24 protein-coding genes and 1 riboswitch are annotated in these 24,198 nt (G+C 74.3%); of the genes, 9 read left to right on the plus strand and 15 right to left on the minus strand.

What is annotated here, in order from left to right; all coding sequences use genetic code 11:
• Window positions 1–12: 12 nt before the first annotated feature.
• Window positions 13–513 carry a hemerythrin domain-containing protein gene (locus IEY96_RS21565; RefSeq protein ID WP_189196629.1) on the plus strand — a complete coding sequence of 167 codons (501 nt, stop codon included), beginning with the start codon at window positions 13–15 and terminating at the stop codon, window positions 511–513.
• Window positions 514–573: 60 nt separating this feature from the next.
• Here the strand turns inward: IEY96_RS21565 and IEY96_RS21570 are convergent, their stop codons facing one another.
• Window positions 574–1,380, minus strand: a complete 807-nt coding sequence (locus tag IEY96_RS21570) for an SDR family NAD(P)-dependent oxidoreductase (RefSeq protein WP_189196630.1) — start codon at window positions 1,378–1,380, stop codon at window positions 574–576.
• A gap of 141 nt (window positions 1,381–1,521) precedes the next feature.
• Window positions 1,522–1,611: riboswitch (ZMP/ZTP riboswitch) on the plus strand.
• An 18-nt stretch (window positions 1,612–1,629) separates the two neighbouring features.
• Between IEY96_RS21570 and IEY96_RS21575 the strand changes: the two genes are divergently transcribed.
• On the plus strand, window positions 1,630–3,066 hold the full coding sequence (locus tag IEY96_RS21575; RefSeq protein WP_189196631.1) for a glycine hydroxymethyltransferase: 1,437 nt from the start codon (window positions 1,630–1,632) through the stop codon (window positions 3,064–3,066).
• A 652-nt stretch (window positions 3,067–3,718) separates the two neighbouring features.
• Here IEY96_RS21575 and IEY96_RS21580 read toward each other — a convergent pair.
• The 7 genes from IEY96_RS21580 to IEY96_RS21610 all read right to left on the minus strand — a co-directional run bounded on the left by IEY96_RS21580 (window position 3,719) and on the right by IEY96_RS21610 (window position 11,886).
• Window positions 3,719–5,371: a ribulokinase gene (locus IEY96_RS21580; RefSeq protein WP_189196632.1), complete on the minus strand. Its 1,653-nt coding sequence runs from the start codon at window positions 5,369–5,371 to the stop codon at window positions 3,719–3,721.
• A gap of 41 nt (window positions 5,372–5,412) precedes the next feature.
• Window positions 5,413–5,664: a hypothetical protein gene (locus tag IEY96_RS21585; protein WP_091658185.1), complete on the minus strand. Its 252-nt coding sequence runs from the start codon at window positions 5,662–5,664 to the stop codon at window positions 5,413–5,415.
• Between the two features lie 69 nt (window positions 5,665–5,733).
• Complete coding sequence (locus IEY96_RS21590) at window positions 5,734–7,047, minus strand: aminotransferase-like domain-containing protein (protein WP_229791767.1); 1,314 nt, start codon at window positions 7,045–7,047, stop codon at window positions 5,734–5,736.
• Between the two features lies 1 nt (window position 7,048).
• The gene (locus IEY96_RS21595; RefSeq protein WP_189196811.1) at window positions 7,049–8,128 is read right to left on the minus strand and encodes an alpha-hydroxy acid oxidase; all 1,080 of its coding nucleotides are present in this window, start codon (window positions 8,126–8,128) and stop codon (window positions 7,049–7,051) included.
• A 211-nt stretch (window positions 8,129–8,339) separates the two neighbouring features.
• Window positions 8,340–9,323 (minus strand): LipP1 family hormone-sensitive lipase, encoded by a 984-nt coding sequence (lipP1, locus tag IEY96_RS21600; RefSeq protein WP_189196633.1) that lies wholly within the window; start codon window positions 9,321–9,323, stop codon window positions 8,340–8,342.
• Window positions 9,320–10,543, minus strand: coding sequence for a cytochrome P450 (locus IEY96_RS21605; RefSeq protein WP_189196634.1), 1,224 nt, complete (start codon window positions 10,541–10,543; stop codon window positions 9,320–9,322). Before IEY96_RS21605 ends, lipP1 begins: the two co-directional genes overlap by 4 nt.
• 59 nt (window positions 10,544–10,602) lie before the next feature.
• On the minus strand, window positions 10,603–11,886 hold the full coding sequence (locus tag IEY96_RS21610) for an SGNH/GDSL hydrolase family protein (RefSeq protein WP_189196812.1): 1,284 nt from the start codon (window positions 11,884–11,886) through the stop codon (window positions 10,603–10,605).
• Window positions 11,887–12,244: 358 nt separating this feature from the next.
• Between IEY96_RS21610 and IEY96_RS21615 the strand changes: the two genes are divergently transcribed.
• From IEY96_RS21615 to IEY96_RS21630, 4 genes are all read left to right on the plus strand, one after another.
• Complete coding sequence (locus IEY96_RS21615) at window positions 12,245–13,816, plus strand: class I adenylate-forming enzyme family protein (RefSeq protein ID WP_189196635.1); 1,572 nt, start codon at window positions 12,245–12,247, stop codon at window positions 13,814–13,816.
• Window positions 13,813–15,036 carry an MFS transporter gene (locus tag IEY96_RS21620; protein WP_189196636.1) on the plus strand — a complete coding sequence of 408 codons (1,224 nt, stop codon included), beginning with the start codon at window positions 13,813–13,815 and terminating at the stop codon, window positions 15,034–15,036. The genes IEY96_RS21615 and IEY96_RS21620 overlap by 4 nt, the downstream gene beginning before the upstream one ends.
• Before the next feature lie 99 nt (window positions 15,037–15,135).
• Window positions 15,136–15,528: an MmcQ/YjbR family DNA-binding protein gene (locus IEY96_RS21625; protein WP_189196637.1), complete on the plus strand. Its 393-nt coding sequence runs from the start codon at window positions 15,136–15,138 to the stop codon at window positions 15,526–15,528.
• Window positions 15,525–16,157, plus strand: coding sequence for an HAD family hydrolase (locus tag IEY96_RS21630; RefSeq protein ID WP_189196638.1), 633 nt, complete (start codon window positions 15,525–15,527; stop codon window positions 16,155–16,157). Before IEY96_RS21625 ends, IEY96_RS21630 begins: the two co-directional genes overlap by 4 nt.
• 82 nt (window positions 16,158–16,239) lie before the next feature.
• Here the strand turns inward: IEY96_RS21630 and IEY96_RS21635 are convergent, their stop codons facing one another.
• Together IEY96_RS21635 and IEY96_RS21640 are read right to left on the minus strand one after the other, a co-directional pair.
• Complete coding sequence (locus tag IEY96_RS21635; RefSeq protein WP_189196639.1) at window positions 16,240–17,085, minus strand: hypothetical protein; 846 nt, start codon at window positions 17,083–17,085, stop codon at window positions 16,240–16,242.
• 75 nt (window positions 17,086–17,160) lie between these two features.
• A complete protein-coding gene (locus IEY96_RS21640; RefSeq protein ID WP_189196640.1) occupies window positions 17,161–17,661 on the minus strand; it encodes an SLOG cluster 4 domain-containing protein in 501 nt (166 codons plus the stop codon).
• Between the two features lie 75 nt (window positions 17,662–17,736).
• Here IEY96_RS21640 and IEY96_RS21645 point away from each other — a divergent pair, with 75 nt between their 5' ends.
• The gene (locus IEY96_RS21645) at window positions 17,737–18,417 is read left to right on the plus strand and encodes an SGNH/GDSL hydrolase family protein (protein ID WP_189196641.1); all 681 of its coding nucleotides are present in this window, start codon (window positions 17,737–17,739) and stop codon (window positions 18,415–18,417) included.
• Between the two features lie 6 nt (window positions 18,418–18,423).
• Here the strand turns inward: IEY96_RS21645 and IEY96_RS21650 are convergent, their stop codons facing one another.
• Complete coding sequence (locus IEY96_RS21650) at window positions 18,424–19,113, minus strand: TetR/AcrR family transcriptional regulator (RefSeq protein WP_229791768.1); 690 nt, start codon at window positions 19,111–19,113, stop codon at window positions 18,424–18,426.
• A 58-nt stretch (window positions 19,114–19,171) separates the two neighbouring features.
• Between IEY96_RS21650 and IEY96_RS21655 the strand changes: the two genes are divergently transcribed.
• On the plus strand, window positions 19,172–19,735 hold the full coding sequence (locus tag IEY96_RS21655; protein WP_229791769.1) for an alpha/beta fold hydrolase: 564 nt from the start codon (window positions 19,172–19,174) through the stop codon (window positions 19,733–19,735).
• On the plus strand, window positions 19,714–20,004 hold the full coding sequence (locus IEY96_RS32795; RefSeq protein WP_229791770.1) for a hypothetical protein: 291 nt from the start codon (window positions 19,714–19,716) through the stop codon (window positions 20,002–20,004). The genes IEY96_RS21655 and IEY96_RS32795 overlap by 22 nt, the downstream gene beginning before the upstream one ends.
• A 101-nt stretch (window positions 20,005–20,105) precedes the next feature.
• On the opposite strand, the gene IEY96_RS21660 is transcribed toward IEY96_RS32795, so the two are convergent.
• Genes IEY96_RS21660 through IEY96_RS21675 form a run of 4 tightly spaced genes read right to left on the minus strand, consistent with a single transcriptional unit; the run spans window position 20,106 to window position 24,196 of the window.
• Window positions 20,106–21,461, minus strand: coding sequence for a hypothetical protein (locus IEY96_RS21660; protein ID WP_189196643.1), 1,356 nt, complete (start codon window positions 21,459–21,461; stop codon window positions 20,106–20,108).
• A 3-nt stretch (window positions 21,462–21,464) separates the two neighbouring features.
• Window positions 21,465–22,430 (minus strand): alpha-ketoacid dehydrogenase subunit beta, encoded by a 966-nt coding sequence (locus IEY96_RS21665; RefSeq protein ID WP_189196644.1) that lies wholly within the window; start codon window positions 22,428–22,430, stop codon window positions 21,465–21,467.
• Window positions 22,431–23,402 carry a thiamine pyrophosphate-dependent dehydrogenase E1 component subunit alpha gene (locus tag IEY96_RS21670; protein WP_189196645.1) on the minus strand — a complete coding sequence of 324 codons (972 nt, stop codon included), beginning with the start codon at window positions 23,400–23,402 and terminating at the stop codon, window positions 22,431–22,433. It lies immediately after the preceding gene.
• Window positions 23,399–24,196, minus strand: a complete 798-nt coding sequence (locus tag IEY96_RS21675; RefSeq protein ID WP_189196646.1) for a DUF3050 domain-containing protein — start codon at window positions 24,194–24,196, stop codon at window positions 23,399–23,401. The genes IEY96_RS21670 and IEY96_RS21675 overlap by 4 nt, the downstream gene beginning before the upstream one ends.
• Window positions 24,197–24,198 lie beyond the last annotated feature (2 nt).

Genomic DNA, 24,198 nt, shown 5'->3' on the forward strand with positions numbered 1-24,198 from the left:
GGAGGTACCCCGGTGTCCACCGATGCGATCGTCCTGCTCAAGGAGGACCACAAGGAGATGCGCCGCCTGTTCAAGGCCTTCCAGGACGCCGAGGAGGGTCCGGCGAGCGAGCGGCAGAAGCTGGTGAAGCAGATCCTCGAAGCGTTGACGGTGCACACCTACCTCGAGAACGAGGTCATGTACCCGGAGGTCCGCAAGCTCGTGCCGGACGTCGAGGACGACATCCTGGAGTCGTACGAGGAGCACCACGTCGCCGACGTGCTCTGCTTCGAACTCTTCACCATGGACGCCGACGACGAGCGGTACAACGCCAAGACGACGGTGCTCATCGAGAACGTGCTGCACCACGTCGAGGAGGAGGAGCAGGAGTGGTTCCCCAAGGTGCGCGAGGCGCTCGGCCGTAACCAGCTCCAGGAGATCGGCCAGCGCATGATCGACCTGCGCCCGAAGGCGCCGAAGGCCCCGACCGCCCCGAAGGCGCTGAAGAAGTCGCTGGACGCCGTGATCGCCTGACCCGGCGCGACGTGACGGCGGGACCCGGCCGAGGCCGAGTCCCGCCGTCGGTGCCGCCGCTCAGCTGCCCGAGCCCGGCTCGGCCATCTTCCGGTGCTGCTCCGCCTTCAACCGGTCCGGGACGATCTTGCCAGCCGCGGTCTGCAGCTTGTTCACGAATGAGCCGGCGGCCACCTTGTGCTCCCCCTTCATGAGGGCCGCGAAGGCGTCCTCGGCCACCGTGCGGGGGTCGTCCTTCCTCCCCTGGCCGACCCGGGTGTCCTCCATGTGGGCCCGCTCGAAGAACTCGGTGTCGGTCGGCCCGGGCATCAGGGACGTCACGGTGACGCCGCTGTCCTTCAGCTCGTTGCGCAACCCCTCGGCGAACGACTGCACGAACGACTTCGAGGCGTTGTAGACCGCCTGGTACGGCCCCGGCATGGTCGAGGCGATCGACGACGTGAACAGCACCCGCCCCCGGCCCCGCTCGACCATGCCCGGCAGCAGCCGCTTGGCCAGGTGCACCGTCGAGCGCACGTTCAGGTCGACGACGGTCAGCTCGTCGCGCAGGTCGGTCCCGCCCACGAAGTCACCGCCGGCGCCGCGGCCGGCGTTGAGCGCCAGCGCGTCGACCGGGCGGCCCAGCTCCGTCACGGCCCCGGCCAGCTGCTCCGCCCCCTCGGGCGTCGCGAGGTCCACCTGGACCGGGTACGCCTCCGGGCCGTTGTCGCGGCGCAGGTTCCGCGCCGCCGTCGCGATCGCCGGGTCCTCGGCGGCCACCACCACGTCGTACCCGTGCCCGGTGAACTGCGCGGCCAACTCGTACCCGATGCCGCTGGACGCACCGGTCACCACGGCGAGCGGACGGCCGGTCGTCGGTGTGCTCATCCTCGTGCCTCCTCTTTCCCGGGCGCGGGCCGCGCGGCCCCGCCCCCACACCCGAGGGGTTTGCCCAGCCCCGGACGGCCCAACCCCGCCGGCGCGCGGCGGAGGTGCGCCGGTCCGGCCCCGGCGCAACCCGGTAGGATCGGCGCGGGCCGTGACTGGCGCGTGGGGATGGAGAACCATCGGGGAGCGGCCCCGTCATGAGGACGCATGCCGAGCGCCTGGGCCTTCCGCACGTCACCAGGAGGTCGCATGTCGCTGAACGCCGAATCCACCGCCTTCCGCAGCGCGCTGGAGGTGATCCGGGCCGTCGAGCCGCGGGTGGCGGACGCCATCGGGGCCGAACTGGCCGACCAGCGCGAATCGCTCAAGCTCATCGCCAGCGAGAACTACGCCTCCCCCGCCACCCTGCTGGCCATGGGCAACTGGTTCAGCGACAAGTACGCCGAGGGCACCGTCGGCCGCCGCTTCTACGCCGGCTGCCAGAACGTCGACACCGTCGAGGCGCTCGCCGCGGAGCACGCCAAGGAGCTGTTCGGCGCGGCCCACGCGTACGTGCAGCCGCACTCCGGCATCGACGCCAACCTGGTCGCCTTCTGGGCGATCCTGGCCGACCGGGTCGAGTCCCCGGCCCTCAAGAAGGCCCAGGTACGCCACGTCAACGACCTCACCGAGGCGGACTGGTTCGCGCTGCGCCGCGAGCTGGGCAACCAGCGGATGCTCGGCATGTCGCTCGACGCCGGCGGCCACCTCACCCACGGCTTCCGGCCGAACATCTCCGGCAAGATGTTCGACCAGCGCAGCTACGGCACCGACCCGGCCACCGGCCTGATCGACTACGACAAGGTCGCCGCGGCGGCCCGCGAGTTCAAGCCGCTGATCCTGGTGGCCGGCTACTCCGCGTACCCCCGGAAGGTCAACTTCCGGATCATGCGGGAGATCGCCGACTCCGTCGGCGCCACCTTCATGGTCGACATGGCGCACTTCGCCGGCCTGGTCGCCGGCAAGGTCTTCACCGGCGACTTCGACCCGGTGCCGCACGCGCACATCGTCACCACCACCACGCACAAGTCGCTGCGCGGTCCGCGCGGCGGCATGGTGCTCTGCGGCCCGGAGCTGGCCGACCAGGTCGACCGGGGCTGCCCCATGGTGCTCGGCGGCCCGCTGCCGCACGTCATGGCCGCCAAGGCCGTCGCCCTGGCCGAGGCCCGCCGCCCCGACTTCGCCGACTACGCCCAGCGCATCGTCGACAACGCCCAGGCCCTCGCCGAGGGGCTGCTGCGCCGCGGCGCGAAGCTGGTCACCGGCGGCACCGACAACCACCTGGTCCTCATCGACGTGTCCGGGTACGGCCTCACCGGCCGGCAGGCCGAGCAGGCGCTGCTCGACTCGGGCATCGTGACCAACCGCAACGCCGTCCCGCAGGACCCGAACGGCGCCTGGTACACCTCCGGCATCCGGATCGGCACCCCGGCGCTGACCACCCGCGGGCTGGGCGGCAGCGAGATGGACACCACCGCCGAGCTGATGCACACCGTGCTGAGCCAGACCACCCCGGGCGCGAACGCGGACGGCACCCCGTCCAAGGCCAAGTACGTCCTCGACCCGGCCCTGGCCGAGACGGTGAGCAAGCAGGCCAGCGACCTGCTCACCGGCTTCCCCCTCTACCCGGCCGTCGACCTCGGCTGACCCAACCGCCTCCCTCGACGCCCCGCCCGGCCCCCGGCCGAGCGGGGCGTCGCGCTCCTCCATCGCGTTCGGCCCCGCACTGCGCCTCGACCTGTCGCCGCCCCGCTTCGCCCCGCCTCGCCTCTCCCTGCCTCGCCCAGCCTCGTTGATCATGAAGTTGTCGCCTTGGAACGCGCTCTCGTTGCCGCCAACCTCATGATCAACGGCGAGCTGGCGCGATCAACGGGCGCGAACAGGGAGCGCGAGCCTCCGAGAGCGTTGACCAAGAGGTTTGCGTCAGCGGCAAGCGCGTTCCCCGACGCAAACTTCTTGATCAACCGCCGCGACGGTAGGGGCGAGCATCCGAGATGCGTTGACCAAGAGGTTTGCGTCAGCGGCAAGCACGTTCCCGGACGTAAACTCCGGGACGACGGCAGGGGCGTGAGCCTCCGAGAGCGGTTGATCAAGAGGTTTGCGTCAGCGGCACGCACGTTCCCGGACGCAAACTCCTTGATCAACCGGGGCGACGGCAGGGGCGTGAGCCTCCGAGAGCGTTGACCAAGAGGTTTGCGTCAGCGGCAAGCGCGTTCCCCGACGCAAACTTCTTGATCAACGAGGCGGGGCGAGGCCGGGATGGGCCGGGAGAGGGCGGGGGCGGGGGCGGGCGCGGGAGTCAGGGGGTGTGCAGGGTGCGGTGGCGGAGGGCGTGGAGGCGGTGGAGGACGTTGGTGCCGCCGCGGCCGAAGTGGTCGTGCAGGGCGCGGTACTCGGCGTACAGCTCGTCGTAGGCGGCGGCGCGGGCCGGGTCCGGGTGCCAGGTCTCGCGGTGCGACGCGCCCATGGTCGCCGACGCGGTCTCCACGTCCGGGTACGCCCCGGCGGCCACCGCCGCGTGGATGGCCGCGCCCAACGCCGCCGGGTGCGCGGCGTCGACCACGTGCAGCGGGCGGCGCAGCACGTCGGCGTAGATGCGCAGCAGCAGCCGGTTGGCGGTCAGCCCGCCGGCGGCGGTCAGCTCGTCGACGGGTACGCCGGCGGCCTCGAACGCCTCGACCACGGTGCGGGCGCCGAACGCGGTCGCCTCCAGCAGGGCGCGCCAGATCTCCTCGGGCCGGGTGGCCAGGGTGAGCCCGACGAGCACCCCGCTCAGCTCGTGGTCCATGAGCACCGACCGGTTGCCGCTGTGCCAGTCCAGCGCGAGCAGCCCGTGCCCGCCCACCGGCTGGTCGGCGGCGAGCGAGTCGAGCAGGTCCGGCACGGGCACCCCGCGGCGGGCGGCCTCCTCGGCGTACGACGCGGGCAGGGCGCGTTCGACGTACCAGGCGAAGATGTCGCCGACCCCGCTCTGGCCGGCCTCGTAGCCCCACCGGCCGGCGGTGACGCCGTCCTCGACGACGCCGCAGACGCCGGGCACCTCGTGGCAGGTCTCCGCGTTCATGATCAGGCAGGTGGAGGTGCCGAGCACGGCGAGCATCCGGCCGGGCGCGACCGACCGGGCCGCCGCCGCGGTGACGTGCGCGTCGATGGCCCCGGCGGCCACCGGGGTACCGGCGGGCAGCCCCGTCCAGTCGGCCGCCTCGGCGGTCAGCCCGCCGGCCCGGGCGCCCGGCGGCAGCAGCGGCCCGTCGACCTTGGGCAGGAGGTCCGGCAGGTCCGGGTGCAGCGCGGCCAGGAAGTCCGGGGTCGGGTAGCTGCCGTCCTGCCGGAGCCCCTTGAAGCCGGCGGCCGAGGCGTTGCGGGTCTCCCGGCCGCAGAGCCGGCGGACCAGCCAGTCGGCGGTCTCGACCCAGCGCTCGGCGCGGCGGAAGACCTCCGGGTCCTCCTCCAGCAGTTCGAGGGCCTTGGCGAGCTGCCATTCGGCGGAGACCCGCCCGCCGTAGCGGGCCAGCCAGGGCTCGCCGCGGGCGGCTGCCAGCGCGTTGATCCGGTCGGCCTGCCGCTGCGCCGAGTGGTGCTTCCAGAGCTTCGGCCAGGCGTGCGGCCGGTCCCGGAACTCCGGCAGTTCGGCGAGCGGGGTGCCGTCGGCGCGGGTGGGCAGCACCGTGGAGGAGGTGGCGTCGAGGCCGACGCCGACCACCTCGGCCGGGTCGATCCCGGCGGCGCGGACGGCGGCGGGCACGGCGGTGCGCAGCACCTCGACGTGGTCGGCCGGGTCCTGGAGCGCCCAGCCGGGCGGCAGCGCCCGCCCGCCGGGGAGCCGCGCGGTGATCACCCCGTGCCGGTACGCGTGCACCGCGCTGCCCCGCTGCGCGCCGTCGGCCACGTCGACCACCACGGCCCGCCCGGAGAGCGTGCCGAAGTCCACCCCGACGACGTACCGGCCCACCCGCTGCTCCTCCCCCGACCTGGGAGGATCACGCTAGCCGGTCAGCGCAGGGGGCGCTTGAGGTGGTAGCGGTGCACCTCGGTGCTGCCCTGCACGTTGTTCACGTCCTCGGCGGCGGAGACCAGTTCCCAGCCCTCCCGGCCGACCCGGTTGAGGTGCGCGATCGCGGTGTCGCCGTACGCGGTCACGTCGGTGCGCGACCCGTCGGGGGCGTACCAGACGAACGAGACGTGGAAATTGCGGCCCTGCCCCTGATAGCGGCGGACCAGCAACGCGTACTCCCAGGCAACCATCCGTCCATTATCAACGGTGGCCGTCCCGCCCGGGAACACGGGTGGTGGCGGAACGACGACAGTGCGGTGTCAGGCCGGCGCGCCCACCGTGGCCAGTTCGTCGGCGATCAGCGCGGCGAGCCGGTCCAGGCCCAGGTCGATCTGCTCCGGGGTGACCGCGCTGACCGACAGCCGCAGCGCGTTCACCGGGGCGCCCGCGTCGTAGAAGTGCGCCATCGGGGTCCAGAGCACGCCGTACCCGCGGGCCGAGCGGTGCAGCAGCGCGTCGTCCACCCCGAACGGCACGGTGACCACCACGAAGAAGCCGCCGGCCGGGACGTTCCAGCGCACCGGGCCGCCGGCCGGGAAGCGGCGGGCGAGCCCGTCGACCATGTGCCGCAGGTTGCGGGCGTACGCGGCCCGCTCGCGGACGTTGGCCGCGACCAGCGAGCAGTCGTGGGCCAGCAGCGCGCCGCCGATCACCGCCTGGCTGATGGGCGAGGTGTTCACGGTGACCATGCTCTTGATCTTCGCGAGCTGGTCGGCGAGCGGGCCGATCGTGCCGTCGGAGCCGGCCACCCGCTGGTCGGCGACCACGTAGCCGACCCGGGCGCCGGGCAGCACGGTCTTGGCGAACGAGCCGAGGTAGACCACCCGGCGGCGGGTGTCCAGCGCCTTGAGGGTGGGCAGCCGCTCGGCGCCGGCGGCCGGGAAGAGACCGTAGGGGTTGTCCTCGATGAGCAGCAGTTCCTCCTCGGCGGCCAGGTCGAGCAGCCGCCGCCGCTGGGCCAGGTCCATGCGGACCCCGGAGGGGTTGGCGAAGTCGGGCATCACGTAGCAGGCGCGCGGGCGCAGCCCCTCGGCCCGGGCGCGGTGCACCTGGTCGCGCAGGTCGGCCAGGTCGATGCCGTCCGGGCCGCCGGTGACCGGGCGCACCGGCAGGTCCACGAGGCGGGCCGCGCCGGTCAGCCCGACGTACGTGGGGGCCACGGCGAGCAGCACGTCGCGCGGCCCGGCCCGCAACGCGCGCAGCACCAGGAACATCGCCTCCTGGCAGCCGACGGTCACCACGATCGCCTCCGGGTCGACGGTGAGCTGCTCGTCGACGGCCAGGTTGCGGGCGATCAGGTGGTGCACGATGCCCTTGGTCCGGCCGTACTGGAGCAGCGTCCGGTCGACCTGCGCCGGGCTCAGGCCGAGGTCGTCGGCGAGGTGGCGGCGGAAGGCGTCCAGGTGCTCGTGCAGCACCGCCGAGTCGAAGAACTCCTCGTACGGCCGGCCGGCGGCGAGCGACACCGCGTCCGGGTAGTGCTGCGCCACCTCGTTGAGGAAGTTCATCGAGTTCAACGCGGGGTCGTCCACGCTCGGATGCAGGGCCGTGACGGCCAGGTCCACCGGCTCCACGTCAGCCTCCGATCAGGGTGCGCAGCTCGCGGGCGGCGGCCGGGTCGGCGCAGCCGCTGAGGATGAACGCGTCGCGCAACTCGGCGGCGAGCAGCGCCAGGGCCGCCTCGGCGCCGGCCCGCCCGCCGGCCGCCAGGGCCCAGAGCAGCGGCCGGCCGACCAGCACGCCGGCCGCGCCGAGGGCGAGGGCGCGCAGCACGTCGGTGCCGCCGCGCACGCCGCTGTCCAGCAGCACCGTGCAGCGCTCCCCCACCGCGGCGACCACCTCGGGCAGCACGGCCGCGCTGCCCGGGGCGCCGTCGAACTGCCGGCCGCCGTGGTTGGAGACCACCACGGCGTCCACGCCGAGGTCCGCCGCGCGGACCGCGTCGCGCGGGTCCAGGATGCCCTTCACGAGCAACGGCACCGGGGTACGCTCCCGCAGCCAGGCCAGGTCGGCCCAGCTCAACGCGGGGGCGAACACCGCGCCGGTGTGGGCGGCGACCGCCGAGACCCCGGGCGTGCCCTGGTGGGCCAGGTCGTTCCGCCCCCCGGGCAGGTTCGCGGCGGTGACGTGCGGCGGAAGGGCGAAGCCGTTGCGCACGTCGCGCAGCCGCCGGCCGAGCACCGGCACGTCGACGGTGACCATCAGCCCGGCGCAGCCCGCGGTCAGCGCCCGGTCCAGCAGGTCGGCCACCATGCTGCGGTCGCGCAGCCAGTAGAGCTGGAACCACACCGTGCCGCCGACCGCGGCGACGTCCTCGATGGGCGTGCTGGCCAGTGTGCTCGCCACATAGGGCACGCCGGCCGCGCGGGCCGCCGCCGCGAGCCCCACCTCGCCGTCGGGGTGCAGCAGTTTCTGGTACGCCATGGGCGCCACCGCCACCGGCAGGGCGTACCGGCCGCCGGGCAGGGGCGCCTCGGTGGACGGGGCGTCCACCCCGGCCAGCATCCGGGGCAGCACCGCCACCCGGTCGAGGGCGGCCCGGTTCGCGGCGAGCGTGGTCTCGGTGCCGCTGCCCCCGGCCACGAAGTCCCACACCTCGGCGGGGAGCGCGGCCCTGGCCAGCTCGGCGAAGTCGGCCAGGCTGGCCGGCGGCACGAACGCGGGTTCGCCGGGCTCAGCGAGTCCCCGCCCGGCCGCCGGACCGACCGGCGTCGGAGCGTCCGTCACGATCGGGCCGGCCGGGTCGTGCGGGTGCCGCCCCGGCACGCCCGGGTCGACGACGGCGTCCGGTGGAGGGCCGGTCGGCGTGGCGTCCGGCGGGTCGAGCGGGTGAGGCGTCGCCGGCTCCGGGGCGGTCGTCCGGAGGTCAGCCACGGTCCGGTCCGCCCGCCGCCGTGCCGGTCGTGGCGACGGCCGGGGTGAGCCCGAACCGTGCCCGCAGGAAGGCGGCCGCCTGCTCCTGGGCCCGCCGCCCGGCGTCGAACACCCCGGGCATGGCGAAGAAGCCGTGGACCATGCCGTCGTAGCGGGTGGCCTCGGTGGGGACGCCGGCCTCGGCGAGCCGCTCGGCGTACCGCTCCCCCTCGTCGCGCAGCGGGTCGTGCTCGGCCGTGATGACCAGCGCCGGGGGCAGGCCCGCGAGGTCCTCGGCGAGCAGCGGCGAGGCGAGCGGGTGGGCGGCGTCGCCGGGGTCGGTGAGGTAGTGCCGCCGGTACCACTCGACCGAGTGCCGGTTGAACAGCAGCGGGTCCTCCGCGCCGGTGGGCCCGCGGCCGGGCCGCTGGTCGGTGTTCGGGTAGACGAGCAGCTGGGCGGCGAGCCGGGGGCCGCCGTCGGCGCGGGCCAGCAGGGTGACGGCGGCGCCGAGGTTGCCGCCGGCGCTGTCCCCGCCGACGGCCAGCCGGTCCGGGTCGACGCGGAACTCGTCGGCGTGCCCGGCCAGCCAGCGCAGCGCCGCGTGGCAGTCGTCCACGGCGGCCGGGAAGCGGTGCTCGGGGGCCAGCCGGTAGCCGACGGTCACCGTCTGGCAGCCGGCGAGGTTGACCAGCCGGCGGCAGATCCCGTCGGCGGTGTCCACGCTGCCGAGCGTCCAGCCGCCGCCGAAGAAGTAGACCAGCGTGGGCAGCGGGCCGTCCCCCGGCGGCCGGTGGATGCGCACCGGCAGCGGCCCGTCCGGGCCGGGGACCTGCGTGTCGCGTACCTCCTCGACCGGCTCGACCGCGCCGGAGCCGGCGCGGATCGCGGCGAGGTCGGCGGCGCGGGCCTCGGCCAGGGTCTGGGTGTAGAGCGGCGCGGTGCCGGTGGCCGCGCGCGCGGCCCGCCACGCGACCACCTGCGGATCGAGGGTCATCGGGCCTCCCCGGTGGTCACGAAGAGCTTGTCGATGCCGCGCAGGAAGAGGCTGCCGCTGTACGTGTAGGGCTGGGTGACCGCCAGCCCGGGAAAGCGGGCGAAGAGCCGGGGCAGGGCGAGCCGACCCTCCAGCCTGGACACGGCCGAGCCGAGGCAGAAGTGCAGCCCGACGCCGAACGCCAGTGACGGGGGGCCCGCGCGGTGCGGGTCGAAGCGGTCCGGGTCGGGGAAGCGGGCCGGGTCGCGGTTGGCCGCGGCGATCAGCAGCAGCACGTTCTCGTCGCGCCCGACCGGCACGCCGCCCACCTCGGTGTCGTGCGGGGCGGCGCGGGCCAGGAAGTGCACCGGGCTCTCCATCCGCAGGACCTCGTCCACGCAGCCCCGGGCCAGCGCGTCGTCGCCGGGCAACGCGGCGACCACGTCCGGGTGGGCCAGCAGCAGCGGGAGGCCGTTGCTGAACATGTAGACGGTGGTGACGAAGCTGGCGTTGAACAGCACGATGAGGTTGCTGATCAGCTCCTCCTCGGTGAGGTCGACGCCGCCCGCGTCCAGCACCTCGACCAGCCCGCTGATCAGGTCCTCACCGGGCTGCTTCCGCCGGTGGGCGAGCAGCTCGCGGTAGTAGCCGCGTAGCTCGTCGGCGGCCTGGTTGGCCCGGGCCAGCCGCTCCGGGGTCTTGCCGGCCACGTCCATGTACTCGTCGATCCAGTCGACCCGCTGCCGGTACCAGGCCAGGTCCGCCTCGGGCAGGCCGATGAACTCGGCCATCACCAGCGCCGGGACCGGGTACGCGAAGTCGGCCACGAAGTCGACCTCGGCGCCGTCCGCGCCGGCCTCGGCCATCCGGTCCAGCCGGTCCTCGACGATCCGGACGATCACCGGCTCCAGCGCGCCCAGCCGGCGCGGGGTGAACGTCTTGGCGAAGACCGCCCGCATACGGGTGTGGTCCGGCGGGTTGACGAACATCATCGAGGTCAGGAAGGTGCGCAGGATCTCCTGGTCCTGCCAGTCGGGCGGGGCGCCCTTGTACCAGCCCGGGTCGCGCAGCACCTGGTCGACCAGGTCGTAGCCGCCGGCCACGGCGGTGATCGTGCTGTGTTCGGCCCGCTTCGGGACCGCGTTGATCGGCCCGTGCTCGTGCAGGGCCGCGTACCACGGGTACGGGTTCTGCCGGCCCTGCTCGCTGTACAGGCCGGTCAGGATCTCGTCGACGTCCACAGTTCCTCCCCAGGAAAGACGGTGGGGGCGGCGTGGTGCCGACGCCGCCCCCACCGGTGTCACAGACCGAGCAGTCGCAATGGCACGGCGTCGGCCATCGCCTGCGCGCCGGCGTCGTTCGGGTGGATGTGGTCCCCGGCGTCGTACGCCGGCAGCAGCCGGCTCGGGTGCGTCGGGTCACGGAGCACGGCGTCGAAGTCGATCACCCCGTCGAACTCGGCGCCGCCGGCGCCGCGCAGCCAGGTGTTGACCGCCTGCCGGGTGGCCTCCTTCTCCTCGGTCCACACCCCCGGACCGCCGTTGCCCTCGTACGGGGTGATGGTGCCGACCAGGCTGGTGAGGCCGCGCTCCCGGGCCTGCTGGTTGAGCTGGCGCAGCGAGGCGATGATGGCCTCCGCGCTGTCGCCGTTCATCCAGATGTCGTTGATGCCCAGGTGGGTGATGACGGTCCGCACCCCGGTCTGCGGGAAGACGTCCTCGTTGAGCCGGGCCAGGGCGTTCGGGCCCAGCTCGTAGTAGCCGGGGAAGCCGCCCGCGCCGGGCTCGGTGCCCTCGTGGTTGAGCCGGTTGCCGGAGAGGCTCAGGTTGAGCACGCCCGGGGTGCGCACCTCGGGGCGGGCGTCGATGAGCCGCTCGGCCAGCAGGTCCGGCCAGCGCCGGTCGGCGTTGACGGTGCTGCCGTTGCCGTCGCCGATCGAGTCGCCGAGCACGACCACCGAGCCGGGGCTGAGCCGGCGCTCCACGTCGATGCCGGAGAGGAACATCCAGCAGCAGTTGGGCTTGATGGCGAAGCCGGCGCCGCCGGCCGCGGTGGTGAGGTCGGTGGCGCCGATGAAGTTGGTGACCCGCGACTGGCCGTGGAACGTGACGGGGCCGGTGAGCACCGGGAAGTACAGGGTGACCACCAGGTCCTCCTGCTCCGCCACCGGGTAGGAGAGCGGGTCGCTGAGCAGCTCGGCACCCTTGTTGATGGTGGCCGACGAGGCGCCCTGGAAAGTCAGCTCGCGGACGCTTGTCGGGTCGATGTCGGACAGGTCGTCGGCCGTGGCGGTGTTCGGCCGGGCGACGGTGGCGTGACCGACCTTGACGGCCTGCTCGCCGTAGAGGTTGGTGAGCCGGACCCGCAGCCGGTCGCCGCCGACCGTGGTCTGCACGGGCATCCGGATGCTCTGGTTGTTCAGGCCGGTGTTGGTCAGGCCGACGGTGTTCCCGCGGGTCACCGCGGCCGCCCAGGTGCCGGCCCACTCCGTGCGCCCGTGCCGGGCGGCGTCGGTGTCGGTGGGGCCGGCGCTCGCGGTGACCGCGGGAGTGCCGGCGATCAGCAGTGTCGCGGCGGAAGCTATGACGTGCCATCTCTTCGGGGTCGGCATTGATCCTCCATCGTTGGCAGCCCCGGGCGCGACGCGGTCGGCGACGCCGCCGGGCGATGGACCGGAAACTAACCGTCGGCGGTGACGAGCGTCAATCAACCTGATCGACATGATCGAATGTCTTCGGGGTGCCACCGAACGCCGTTCGGGCGCTGTCCTCTCAGGACCCCGACTGCCTAGGCTCGGCACTGGCGGCGGTGCGGTCGCCGACCCTGGCACCTGCCGTCGCGTCCCGGCTCCGACCTGCCCGGACGCCGCTTCCGACGGTAGTCGTGGCCCCGCTCGCCGGTGCCACCGTCGACCGTCCCCGGACCACGATGGGGGCTGCCCGATGACCGACCGGCCGAACTACGTGCACGAGGCGCTGGACCTGTTCGCCGGGTTCGGCGACCGGGAAGCGCTCGTCGGCGGGGGCCGCCGGCTCACCTACCTCCAGGTCGCCGCCGAGGTGCGCGGCCTGGCCGGCGCGCTGCTGCGGCACGGCGTACGCCCCGGGGCCGCGGTGCTCGTGATGCTCGGCAACACCCTGGAAGGGCCCCTGCTCCAGCTCGCGCTGCACCTGCTCGGCTGTCGGAGCATGTGGGTCGCCCCGGTCACCTCCCGGCGGGAGGTCGACGAGTTCGTCGCCCTGGCCGGCCCGGACGCCTTCGTGCACGACCCGCGCGACCCGCTCGGCGCGCGGATCGCGGCCGGGCTGACCGGCGTACCGGTGCTGTGCCTCGGGCCCGGCGGCGCGGGAACGGACCTCACCGCCACCGACGGCGAGTCCGCCGACCTGCCCGCCGCGGCGCCCGCGCCGGAGTCGTTCCTGCAGACCAGCGGCACCACCGGAACCCCCAAGCTGGTGCACCACCGGGAGAGCTTCTACCGGCAGATCCTCGCCCTGGCCGCCGACTTCCGGGCGGCCGGATTCCCGCTGCTGCGGCACCTGTCGCACTCGCCGATGTGGCTGGCCAGCGGCCAGATCACCACGCTGTTCAACCTGTTCACCGGCGGGGTGCTGTTCCTGCGCGAGCAGTGGGACCCGGCGGCGTTCATCCGGACCGTCGACGCCGAGAAGCTGACCTCCACCTTCGTCACCCCGCCGATGCTCTACGAGGTGCTCGACCACCCGGCCCTCGACGGCGCCGACTTCTCCGCCATGTTCATGTTCAACGTGGGCGCCGGGCCCGCCGCGCCGGCCCGGCTGCGCCAGGCGATCGCCCGCTTCGGGCCGTGCCTGCGCATCGTGTACGGGCTCAGCGAGGCCGTGGTGATCTGCGCCCTGCCCGGGCTCACCGAGGACCCGGAGCACCCGGAGCGGCTGCGCTCCTGCGGCCGCCCGTACGGGGACGTGGCCGTGGAGATCCGCGACGCCGAGGGGCGGGTGCTGCCGGCCGGCACGGACGGCGAGGTGTGGGTGCGCACGAAGCTGAGCTTCGCGGGATACCACGGCCAGCCCGAGCTGACCGCCGAGACGCTGGTCGACGGCTGGGTGCGGACCCGCGACGTCGGCCACCTCGACGCCGACGGCTACCTCTACCTGGTCGACCGGCTCCAGGACCGCATCCTCACCCGCCAGCGCAGCTGGCCGATCTACTCCCGGCCCATCGAGGACGTGCTCGCCGCCCACCCCGAGGTCCGCGCCGCCGCCGTGATCGGCGTGCCCGACCCGGTCGCCGGGGAACTGCCGCACGCGTACGTGGTGCCGGCGCCGGGCGCCACGGTCACCGGAGACGAGCTGATCGCACTGGTGACTCGGGAGCTGAGCGAGACCTGGGCGCCCGGCGCCGTGGAGTTCCTGGACGCGCTGCCCCTGAACCGTTCCGCCAAGGTCGACAAGCGCGCCCTGCGCGCCCGGTACGCCGCCGCCCACCCGGCCGACGCCGAGTCGCTGGGCACGGCCATCGGCAGCCCGGCGTGACCCCGCGCCGGGAGCTCTACACCCTGGTCGGCGCCGACCTGCTGTCCAACCTGGGCACCCGCATCTCCGTGGTGGCCATCCCCTGGCTGGTGTTGGAGACCACCGGCAGCCCGACCCGGATGGGCCTGGTGGCGGCGGCGGAGACGCTGCCGTACATGCTCTCCAGCGCGCTGGCCACCCCGTGGGCGGACCGGTTCGGGGTACGCCGTACCTCGGTCGCCGTGGACGCGGCCAGCGCGGCGGCGATGGCCGTGGTGGCGCTGGCGCCCTGGCTGGGGTTCGGCACGCTGCTGATGCTGGTCGCGGTGGCCGGCGGGCTGCGCGGGATCGGTGACCGGGTCAAGCACGTGCTGTTCAAGCCGGCCGCCGAGCGGGCCGGGGTGCCGCTGATCCGGCTCACCTCGGCCTACGACGGGCTGGCCCGGGGCATGACGCTCTTCGGCGCGGTGCTCGGCGGGCTGCTCATCGACTGGGTGGGGGTGACCCGGGCGATCTGGATCGACGCGGCCACCTTCGCGGCCTGCGCGCTGCTGATCGGCGTTCTGGTCCGCCCTCCCGCGCCGGCCCAGCCCGCGCCCCGGGAGAGCTACCTGCGGGCGCTGCGCGGTGGCTTCGCCTACCTGCGCACCGACCGCACGCTGCTGACCATGCTGATCGTGGTCAGCGCGTCGAACATGTTCGCCAACGCCAGCGTCGCCGTCTGGATCCCGCTCTGGGTGGACCGGGTGCTCGGCGACCCGGCCGGGTTCGGCCTGCTGCTGGGGGTGTTCTCGGCCGGCGCGCTGCTGGGCAACCTGCTCTTCACCGTGGCCGGCACCCGGCTGCCCCGGCGGGCGACGTTCGCGCTGGGGCTGGCGCTCAGCGGCACGCCCCGGCTGCTCGCCCTGGCGCTCAGCGACGACCTCGTGGTGGTGCTCGTCGTGACGTTCGTGTCGGGCATCGCCATCGCGGCGGTGAACCCGCTGCTCGGCGCGGCCCTCTACGAGCGGGTGCCGGAGTCGTTGCAGACCCGGGTGCTGGGCATCTCCGGCTCGGTGGCCTTCCTCGGCCTGCCGATCGGGGCGCTGCTCGGCGGCTGGTCGGTGGCGGTGCTCGGGCTGACGCCGGCGCTGCTGGTGATGGCGGCGGCCTGCCTGGTGCTGACCGTGGCGCCGCTGCTGCTGAGCCGCCCGCCGGCCGAGCGGCCGGCCGCGGAACCGGTGGCCTCCACCCCGGCCTGACCCGGTCGCGGCCGGCCCGCAGGTCCCGGCGCGGCCGGGCCGGGCGAAGGCGGCGGCCAGCTCGGCGCCGGTGTCGGTGGGTCGGCGTAGGGTCGGCTCATGGCGACCTGGGACGACGTCCGGCGGATCGCGCTCGCCCTGCCGGAGACCACCGAGCGCGGTTCGCACGACGACCTGCCGGCCTGGCGGGTGCGCGACAAGCTCTTCGTCTGGGAGCGGCCACTGCGCCGCGCCGACCTCGACGCGTTGGGCAACGCCGCGCCCGACGGCCCGATCCTGGGCGCCCGGGTGCCCGACCTGGGCGCCAAGGAGGCGCTGCTCGCCGACGACCCCGAGGTCTACTTCACCACGCCGCACTTCGACGGCTACCCGGCGGTGCTGGTCCGGCTCGACCGGATCGGGGTAGAGGAGCTGACCGAGCTGGTCACCGAGGCCTGGCACGCGCGCGCCCCGAAGGGGCTGGCGGCGGCCCACCGGGCGGAGGCCGGATGACCGGGCCGCTGGCCGGGATCGTCTTCGACATGGACGGCACGCTGATCGAGTCGCACGAAGTGGTGCCGGCGGCCTACCGCGCGGCCGTGCGGGCCGGCGGCGGGCCGGAGCGCACCGACGCCGAGGTCATCGCGGGCTACTCGCTCGGCGCGCCCGTCGACCTGCTGACCCACCTGCTGGGGCGGCCGGCCACCGACGCGGACCTGGCCGCCTACCACGCCCACCTGGCGTCGCTCGCCGAGCGGGTCACCGTCTACCCCGGGGTCGCCGAGGTGCTCGCCGAGGTCGCCGCCCGGGTGCCGGTGGGCCTGTTCACCGGCGCGAGCCACCGGGCGGCCGAGATCCTGCTCGACCGGGTCGGCCTGCTCGGCCGTTTCGGGGTCGTCCTCGGCGGCGACCAGGTCGCCCGCCCCAAGCCGGCGCCCGACGGCGTCGAGCTGGCCTGCCGGCGGCTGGGCGTGGCGCCGGGCCGCGCCGCGTATGTGGGTGACTCGCCGCTGGACCTGCGGGCCGCCCGGGACAGCGGCGCGGTGGCCGTGGCCGCGGCCTGGGGCCACCAGTACGACCCGGCGGAGGCCGCCGACGTCAGCGCGGCCCGGCCCGAGGACCTGCTGGCGCTGCTCGGCTGACCGATGCCCGGAGGCACCTCGTCGACCCGGGGGCCTGCCGAGGCACCCGTCGGGGTCACGCCTCGGGGGCCGGCCCGGGAGTTCACCCGATGTCCGCGGGCGGACCGTCGCCGAGCATGGCGGGGTGGATAGTCGACACACGCCGGTCGGGCGACCGGTCCTGATCCGCTCGGCGGCCGGCGCGGAGCGCGTCGAGCTGTTCCTGGTCAGCGCGGTGCTCTGCATCGGGGTGACCCGCGCCTTCCTGGCAGCGACGGACTATCCCCAGGTCGGTTCGGGTGGCCTGCACGTGGCACACGTCCTCTGGGGTGGGCTCGGCATGCTGACCGGCCAGCTGCTGTCCCTGCTCTTCCTCGGTTCCCGGGTCGCCCGGCTCGCCGCCGTGGTCGGTGGGGTCGGGTTCGGGCTCTTCATCGACGAGGTGGGCAAGTTCGTCACGGCGGACAACGACTACTTCTACGAGCCGGTCGCGGCCATCATCTACGGCACCGTCGTCCTCGTCTGGCTGGTGGTCCGACTCGGCGTGCACCGCCGCCCGCTCAGCGAGCAGGAGGACGTGGTCAACCGGCTGCACGCCCGGGCCGACGAGGCCGCGGGAGCGGGCGCGCAGGTCGTTTCCACGCGGAGGTTCGCCGGGCTGCCGAGGGGGCGGTTGCCGACGGGGGTGGCCCTGCCGTCGCCGCCGACCGTCCTCACGGCGACCGCGCTGTTCGTGGTCTTCGCCCTGGGGCGGCCGCTCGTGCTGCTGGCCCGGGAGCCGGCCGCCGCCCACCAGGTCCACGCGGCGGCGGCCGGCGCGTGCGTGCTGCTCACCGCCCTCGGACTGGCGCGGTGGCGGGCGGGACGGCGGCACGGCGCCCTGCGGCTCGCGGCCGCGGCGCTGGTCCTGCACCTGCTGGTGGTGCAGGTCTTCTGGCTGCTCGACCACGAGTTCGCCGGCTTTCCGCTGGTGCTCGTGAACCTGCTGCTGCTCCTGCGTGTCCGCACGCTGCTCAGGGACGGGTCAGGGCACAACCGGGCCGGGACGGGCCGGTCCCGTCGGATCCCCGAGCGCCAGGCGCACGGCGTCCTCGGGGGTGGCCGCGCGGACCGGCCCCGGGACCGGGACGCCGTGGCCGTCGACGACGCGCCAGCCGCCGAGCACGACCACCGGGATCCCGCCACGCCGGAGGGCCAGCGCCACCTCGCTGAGGGTCCCCCAGGAGCCGCCGACGGCGATCACCGCGTCCGCGCTCCACACCAGGATCGCGTTGCGGGCCTGGCCCATGTTGGTCACCACCGAGGCGGACAGCTCGACGGGGCCGGGGGCGGTGCCGTCGTCGGGGCGTACCCCGATGACCAGGCCGGCGCGGTCGCGGACGCCGGCGGCGACCGCGGCCATCACCCCGCCGCCCCCGCCGCAGAGCACGGTGACGCCGCGCTCCGCCAGCAGCTCCCCGACCCGCCGGGCCTGCGCCAGTTCCTCCGGCGTCGCTTCCGCCGGCCCGCACACCGCCACCTGCATCCGGCCATTGTCCCGGGTACGGGATCGTCGGGCCCATGATCGACGGATCCGGTACGGCTGGGCTAGCGTGCGGGGATGGGATCGACGGTGACCGAAGCGACGGATCCGTGGTGCCTGCGCCCCGGTGAGGCCGGCGAGCTGCTGCGGGGGCACCCGTGGCGGCGGTTCGTGGTGCTGGGCGACAGCGTGGCCGAGGGCATGTGCGAGCCGGTCGACGGCTACCCCGATCTCCAGTGGGCGGACCGGATCGGCGCCGAGCTGCGCACGGTGCGGCCGGAGCTGGCGTACCGGAACCTGGGGCGGCGGGGGCTGCGGGCACACGAGGTGCGGGCGACCCAGTTGGCGCCGGCGCTGGAGTTCGAGCCGGACCTGGCGCTGGTGGTGTGCGGCGGCAACGACGCCTTCCGTCCCGCGTACGACCCGGAGGCGGTGGACGCCGAGTTGACCGCGATGGTCACCGCCCTCCAGGGCGCCGGGGCGGACGTCATCACCGTCGGCATGTTCGACGTGTCGCACAGCCCGGCCGTGCCGGACCCGCTGCGGGCGGGACTGGGCGCGCGGATGCGCCTGCTCTCCGCCCACACCGGACGGCTGGCGCAGCGCCTCGGCACGCTGCACGTGCACCTGACCGACCACCCGCTCGTCGCGGATCCGTCGCTCTACAGCAGCGACGGCCGCCACGGCAGCGCCCGCAGCGACGCCGTCGCCACGGCCGAGACCCTCCGGGTCCTGGGCCGCCACCTCGCCGCCGGCTGAGCGGGGTCAGGCCGGGTCGGCGGCGAGCAGGCCGGTCAGCAGGCTGCGCAGGGTGCGCTCGAAGAGGTCCCCGGCGGGCGGGGCCGACGGGGGTTCGGCGAACGCGGCGGCCAGATGCGGGTACGCCGCCAGGTCGACGTGGTCGAAGGTGACCGTGCCGGCGGCCGCCGCGCTGCGGGCGAAGAGCGAGACCACGCCGGTGACCATGGCGATCGCCTCGAATTTCGCGGCGACGCCGGCCCTGACCGGTTGCAGCAGGCGCAGGCAGGCGTCGAAATGGGCGAGGGTGTTCGGCCCCGGGACCGTGCGCCGGGCGATCGCGTCGGGCAACCACCGGTGACGCCGGTAGAGCGCCAGTTGGCGACGGGCCAGCAGGAGGAACTGGTCCTGCCAGCTCCCGCCGTCCGCCGGGTACGGCCGCAGCTCGCCCACGCACCGGTCGACCATCAGGTCCAACAGGTCGTCCCGGGACGACAGGTGCCGGTAGAGCGAGCCGGCGGCCATCCCGAGCGCCCCGGCGACCGCACGCATCGACACGGCACTCAGCCCGTCGGCATCGGCCAGCGCGACCGCGGCGGCGACGATCTCGTCCCGGCTGCGCGTCGGGGCGGGCCCCCGGGCGCCACGCTGCGGCCGGGTCCAGATCGACCGTCCGGCCGAGTCGTCGTCGGCCGGATTCCTCGGTGCGCCGCTCACCACACCACTGTAAACTGCAAACAGCGTTCGCGGTTTTGCGGGGTCGGAGGGAGCAGCCATGCAGCGGATCACGGCACCGGACGGCGCGGGAATCGTCCTGCACTCCACGGGCAGCGGACCGGATCTCGTGGTGGTGCACGGGGGCGGGGTGACCATCCACGAATACCGGCTGCTCGCCGCGCTGATCGCCGACCGGTTCACCGTGCACCTGTACAACCGGCGGGGCCGGGCGGACGCCGCGCCGCGCCGCGAGCCGTACACGGTGGAGCAGGAGATCGAGGACCTCGGCGCGGTGCTCGCGCACACCGGCGCCCGCCGGGCCATCGGGCACAGCTATGGCGCGTTCGTCGTCCTGCGAGCCGCGCTCCGGCTGCCGCTGGACCGTATCGCGGTCTACGACGCCCGCTCCGCCTGGCCGGGCACGGCCTGCCGACGGCGTTCCTCGACCCTGCCGAGGAGGCGATCCGGGCCGGGAACACCGCGCGGGCGCTGGCGATCGTGGGCGCGGCCGTCAACCCGCAGTCCCCGGCGTCGAAACTGCCGCTCGTGGTGCGCACCGCGATCTGCCGGGCGTTCCTGCGCACCGAGGTCGGGCGGACGATGGGCAGCCTGGTGGGGATGACGCTGGCCGAGTCGCGGCAGATCCAGGCGTACGAGGGACCGGCCGAGGAGTACGCCGGGATCACGGCCGAGGCGCTCCTGATCAGCGGCACCAAGGCGGCGCCCTACTTCACCGAGATCAACGACCGCCTCGCCGCGGTCATCCCCCGCGCGCAGACCCTCCGCGTCCCCGGCAGCCCCCACAACGGCATAGCGGTGGCACCCCCAACGCTGATCAACCCCCTGACGACCTTCTTCACGACCCCCACCTCCCCCGCCACCCAGCGTTGATCAAGAAGTTTGCGTCAGGAATCGGGCTCCGGCAGACGCAAACTTCTTGATCAACGCGGCGGGAGGGCGGCGGGGAGGGGGGCGGCGGGGGCGGCCGGGGGTCAGTCGGTCAGGAGGATGCCGGTCATCAGGACGCCTCTTGCCAGGTTGAGGACGCCCTCGCAGCCGGGGTAGCCGACGCGGGCCAGGGCGCCGGAGCCCGTTCTGCCGAACAGGTACGGGGCGAGGCTGTACGGGACCTCGGCCGTCACCGTCTCGCCGGTCTCGATCTGCACGAAGTCCATGGCCACCCGGTCGGCCTCGTGGTAGCGCTGGAGGATGTTGCCGCCCGCGGCGATCGCGGCCCGGACGCCGTCCTCCCAGGCCACCGCGCTCATCTCCCGGCCGATCAGCACCCCGTGCCCGGCCGAGCCGCCGGCCGGCTTGGCGACCAGGTCGGCCTGCTCCGCCAGGGCCCGGTCGAGCTCGTCGGCGGTGAGCACCACGGTGTGCGGGACGTAGCGGCGGACGAGCGCCCGGTCGGTCTCGGACAGCAGGTCCAGGTCGGCCCAGAGCCAGGCGTAGTTCACCTTGTTGCTGAGCAGCCATGCCGCCGTGCTCACGAACATCGGCAGGGTGCCGGCCGCGAGGGCGCCGGCCACCGCGTCGAGGCCGGCGCTCGGGGTGACCCGGTTGGGCACGAAGAGCCGGAACAGGGCGTCCACCGGGGCGCCGCCGACCACCAGCCGGCGGTGCTCGTCCAGGGCGGCGGTGGAGACCGGGGCGATGACCAGGTCGATGCCGAAGCGCTTCGCCTGGTCGGCGAGTGGGGAGAGGATCCGGATGAACGTCTCCGGGTCGTCGAGGCCCGGGTACTCGGCGTCGAAGTCCATGAGCAGCGCCACCCGGGCGCCGTCGGGCAGGCCGAGGGTGTCCCGGATGGCCACGAACCGCTGGTCGAGCAGGGACGGCGCGGGCCGGACCGGTAGCCCGTCGAGCAGGCCGTGCTCCCGGTAGAGCTCGGCGTACCGGTAGATCACCGTGTCGGCGTCGAAGCCGCCGCCGAGGCTGCTGTCGATGTTGTACTCCACGATGCACGGCACTCCGCCGGAGAGCAGCACGTCCGGCCGATACGCGGCGAGAAGCCCCTCGTGCAGCGGCTCGTCCTCGTCGAGCAGCCGGGTCTCCCCCACCGGCACGTCGAGCAGGCGGCGCAGTTCACCGGCGGTGCGGGCGCGCCGCCGGCACGCCTCCAGGATGAGCTGGGCGATCCGGTCGCAGACCTCGTTCAGCTCGCGGAACGCGTCGGCGGTGAGCACCGGCGGCCGGGCCAGCCGCCACTGCTTGTTGTACGTGGCCCGGCCGTGGAAGATCTTCTCCCAGGCGCCGGCGCCGGCCGCCACCATCGCCGTACGGGTCGGCTCGGGCAGGTCGGTCCACGCCTGACCGGCGGGCGGCCACGGGTAGTTCGGGTCCATCGTTCATCCGTCCTTACAGGTCAGTTGGATGGCGGCGGTGAGCTGGTCGCGGCCGGGTTGCACGGCCCGGTCCAGGGCGGGCGCGAAGGGCAGCACCGCGCCGTCCGGGCGGGTGACCCGGCGGGGCGGCGCGGCGAGCGGGACCCGCTCGACCACGGTGGCGATGATCTCGCCGGCGATCCCGCAGGACCGGTTGGAGTCGTCCACCACGACGAGGCGCCCGGTGCGGGACACCGAGTCGAGCAGCCCGTCCCAGTCGAACGGGTAGAGCGTGCGCGGGTCGAAGACCTCCACCGAGACCTGGCCGGCCAGTTCGCCGGCGACGGCCAGGGCGTCGTGCACGAGATGCCCTACGGCGACCACCGTGACGTCGGAGCCCGGGCGGCGCACCACGCCCCGGCCCAGCGGCACCGGGGCGAGGTCGGTGACGTCGGCCCGCACGTCGAGGGCACCGGCGGGGGCGAAGACCACCACCGGGTCGTCGCAGCGGATCGCCGAGACCAGCAGCCCGTACGCGTCGGCCGGGGTGGCCGGCACCACGGTGGTCACGCCGACGTGGGCGAAGAGGCTGTACGGGTGGTCGGAGTGCTGCCCGGCCCAGCCGGTCCGGGAGCCGGAGCCGGGCACCAGGTAGGTGACCGGCACCGCGCACTGCCCGCCGGTCATCAGCGGGAACTTGTGCGCGTGGTTGACGATCTGCTCGAAGACCAGGAAGAGCAGCGAGGGGATCTGGAACTCGATCACCGGCCGCGCCCCGGCCAGCGCGGCGCCGGTGGCGAAGCTGGTGAACGCCTGTTCCGACAGGGGCGTGTCGAGGACCCGCTCCGGGCCGAACTTCTTCAGCAGGCCGGTGGTGACGCTGGCGGCGGCCACCCGGATGTCCTCGCCGAGCAGGAAGACCGACCCGTCGCGGGTCATCTCGTCGGCGAGCGCCCGGGTGAGCGCCCTGCGGTAGGACAGCCGGGGCATTCAGCCACCTCCGGTCCGGGCGGTGAGCCCGCTGGCGTACAGGTGGTCGAGGGCGGTGGCGGGATCGGGCGCGGGGCTGGCCAGCGCGAAGTCCACCGCCGCGTCGAGGGTGGCCTCGACCTCCGCGTCGACCGCCGCGCGATCGGCTGCGGGCAGCCGGTCACCCTGGATGAGCACCGGGTCCCGGCGGCGTGCCGCCGCCACCTCCTCGGGCGGGCGGTAGTCGAGGCGTACCCGGTGTTCGAAGGTGTGGTGGGCGTCGAACCGGTAGGTGCGGGCCTCGACCAGCTCGGGGCCGCCGCCGGCGCGCATCCGCGCGACGGCGGCGGCGGTGGCCTCGCGTACCGTCTCGGGGTCCTGGCCGTCGACGGTGACCGTCGGCATGCCGAAGGCGGCGGCGCGGCCGGCGATGGTGCCGGCGACCGCGCCGTCGACCGGCATGGTGGTGGCGTAGCCGTTGTTCTCGCAGACGAAGAGCACCGGCACCCGCCAGAGCGCGGCCAGGTTGAACGCTTCGAGGAGCATCCCCTCGTTGACCGCGCCGTCGCCGAAGAAGGTCGCCCCGACCACATCGTCGCCGCGCCGCCGGCGCGCCCACACCGCTCCGGTGAGGATCGCGCCGGCGGCCCCGACGATGGCGTTGGCGCCGAGCACCCCGACGCCGAAGTCGGCGGCGTGCATCGACCCGCCCCGGCCCCGGTTGAGCCCGGTGACCCGGCCGCAGAGCTCGGCGAGCATCCGGGCCGGGTCGGCGCCCTTGGCCAGCACGTGCCCGTGCCCGCGGTGGGTGCCGGTGACCAGGTCCCCGGGGCGCAGCGCCGCGCAGACCCCGGCCGCGACGCCCTCCTGACCGAGGTACGGGTGGATGCCGCCGACGATCTCCCCGGCGTCGACCAGCTCGATCGCCCGCTCCTCGAAGCGGCGGATCAGCCGGACCGTCCGGTAGAGCCGGACCGGGTCGGAGTCGGTCACGCCGGACGCCCCTCCTTGACGGCGGCCAGGATGTCGTCCCAGAGCTGGGCGCGGGCCGCCAGGGCGGCGTTGACCGTGTCGGCGCACTCCTGCCACCTGGTGTCGTCGTCGCCGCAGAGGTCGGCGAGCATCTGCATGGCCATGGGGGTGTGCTGCTCGCCGTCGACCTCGATGTGCCGCTCCAGGTAGTCGACGAACGTGTTGAGCCGGTGGCTGCGCTCGTTGACCGCGACGACCTGGGTGAACATCTCCGGGATGAGGTCCTCGCGGCCGAACGCGAAGGCGGCTGCCTGGCAGTGCACCGGGGTGCTCTCGATGATCCGCCAGGTGGTGGCGGCGAACGCGGCCGAGGGCGCGGGCACGCCCGCCTCGGCCAGCGCCCCGGTGACCGGCCGGCCGGCGCGCAGCAGGTCGACCAGCCGGTCCACCGCGCCGGTGTCCGCGCCGGCCTCCCGCATGCCCCGCACGTAGAGCTCGAAGTGGCTGATGTAGCCGTCGCCCAGCTCGTCGCTCTCCTCGACCATGACGATGTCGTTGATGAGGCGGCGGCTGCCGGTCGGGCCGGTGGGGATCCACGGGACGGTGACGCAGGTGAGCTGGCGCTGCAACGACTTCAGCAGCGACATGAAGTCCCAGACCGCGAAGACGTGGTGCTCCATGAAGGTGACCAGCGCGTCGTGGGTGTCCAGGTTGGCGTAGAGCGGGTGCTTGACCACCACGTCGCGGCGCTCGGTCACCGCCCGCTCCAGCCGCTCGATGCCCGGGTGCGTCCTACCCCAGTCGTACCGTGACATGG

The organism is Micromonospora fulviviridis, assembly GCF_014648395.1.
In the GTDB taxonomy this organism is placed as follows: domain Bacteria; phylum Actinomycetota; class Actinomycetes; order Mycobacteriales; family Micromonosporaceae; genus Micromonospora; species Micromonospora fulviviridis.

Excerpts from the sequence above, each read along its gene's own strand:
- IEY96_RS21665 (WP_189196644.1), bottom strand. The coding sequence starts at position 22,430 with ATGCCCCGGCTGTCCTACCGCAGGGCGCTCACCCGGGCGCTCGCCGAC.
- IEY96_RS21660 (WP_189196643.1), bottom strand. The coding sequence starts at position 21,461 with ATGGACCCGAACTACCCGTGGCCGCCCGCCGGTCAGGCGTGGACCGAC.
- IEY96_RS21645 (WP_189196641.1), top strand. The coding sequence starts at position 17,737 with ATGGGATCGACGGTGACCGAAGCGACGGATCCGTGGTGCCTGCGCCCC.
- IEY96_RS21575 (WP_189196631.1), top strand. The coding sequence starts at position 1,630 with ATGTCGCTGAACGCCGAATCCACCGCCTTCCGCAGCGCGCTGGAGGTG.
- IEY96_RS21630 (WP_189196638.1), top strand. The coding sequence starts at position 15,525 with ATGACCGGGCCGCTGGCCGGGATCGTCTTCGACATGGACGGCACGCTG.
- lipP1 (WP_189196633.1), bottom strand. The coding sequence starts at position 9,323 with ATGACCCTCGATCCGCAGGTGGTCGCGTGGCGGGCCGCGCGCGCGGCC.
- IEY96_RS21570 (WP_189196630.1), bottom strand. The coding sequence starts at position 1,380 with ATGAGCACACCGACGACCGGCCGTCCGCTCGCCGTGGTGACCGGTGCG.
- IEY96_RS21585 (WP_091658185.1), bottom strand. The coding sequence starts at position 5,664 with ATGGTTGCCTGGGAGTACGCGTTGCTGGTCCGCCGCTATCAGGGGCAG.
- IEY96_RS21675 (WP_189196646.1), bottom strand. The coding sequence starts at position 24,196 with ATGTCACGGTACGACTGGGGTAGGACGCACCCGGGCATCGAGCGGCTG.
- IEY96_RS21655 (WP_229791769.1), top strand. The coding sequence starts at position 19,172 with ATGCAGCGGATCACGGCACCGGACGGCGCGGGAATCGTCCTGCACTCC.
- IEY96_RS21625 (WP_189196637.1), top strand. The coding sequence starts at position 15,136 with ATGGCGACCTGGGACGACGTCCGGCGGATCGCGCTCGCCCTGCCGGAG.
- IEY96_RS21640 (WP_189196640.1), bottom strand. The coding sequence starts at position 17,661 with ATGCAGGTGGCGGTGTGCGGGCCGGCGGAAGCGACGCCGGAGGAACTG.
- IEY96_RS32795 (WP_229791770.1), top strand. The coding sequence starts at position 19,714 with ATGGGCAGCCTGGTGGGGATGACGCTGGCCGAGTCGCGGCAGATCCAG.
- IEY96_RS21615 (WP_189196635.1), top strand. The coding sequence starts at position 12,245 with ATGACCGACCGGCCGAACTACGTGCACGAGGCGCTGGACCTGTTCGCC.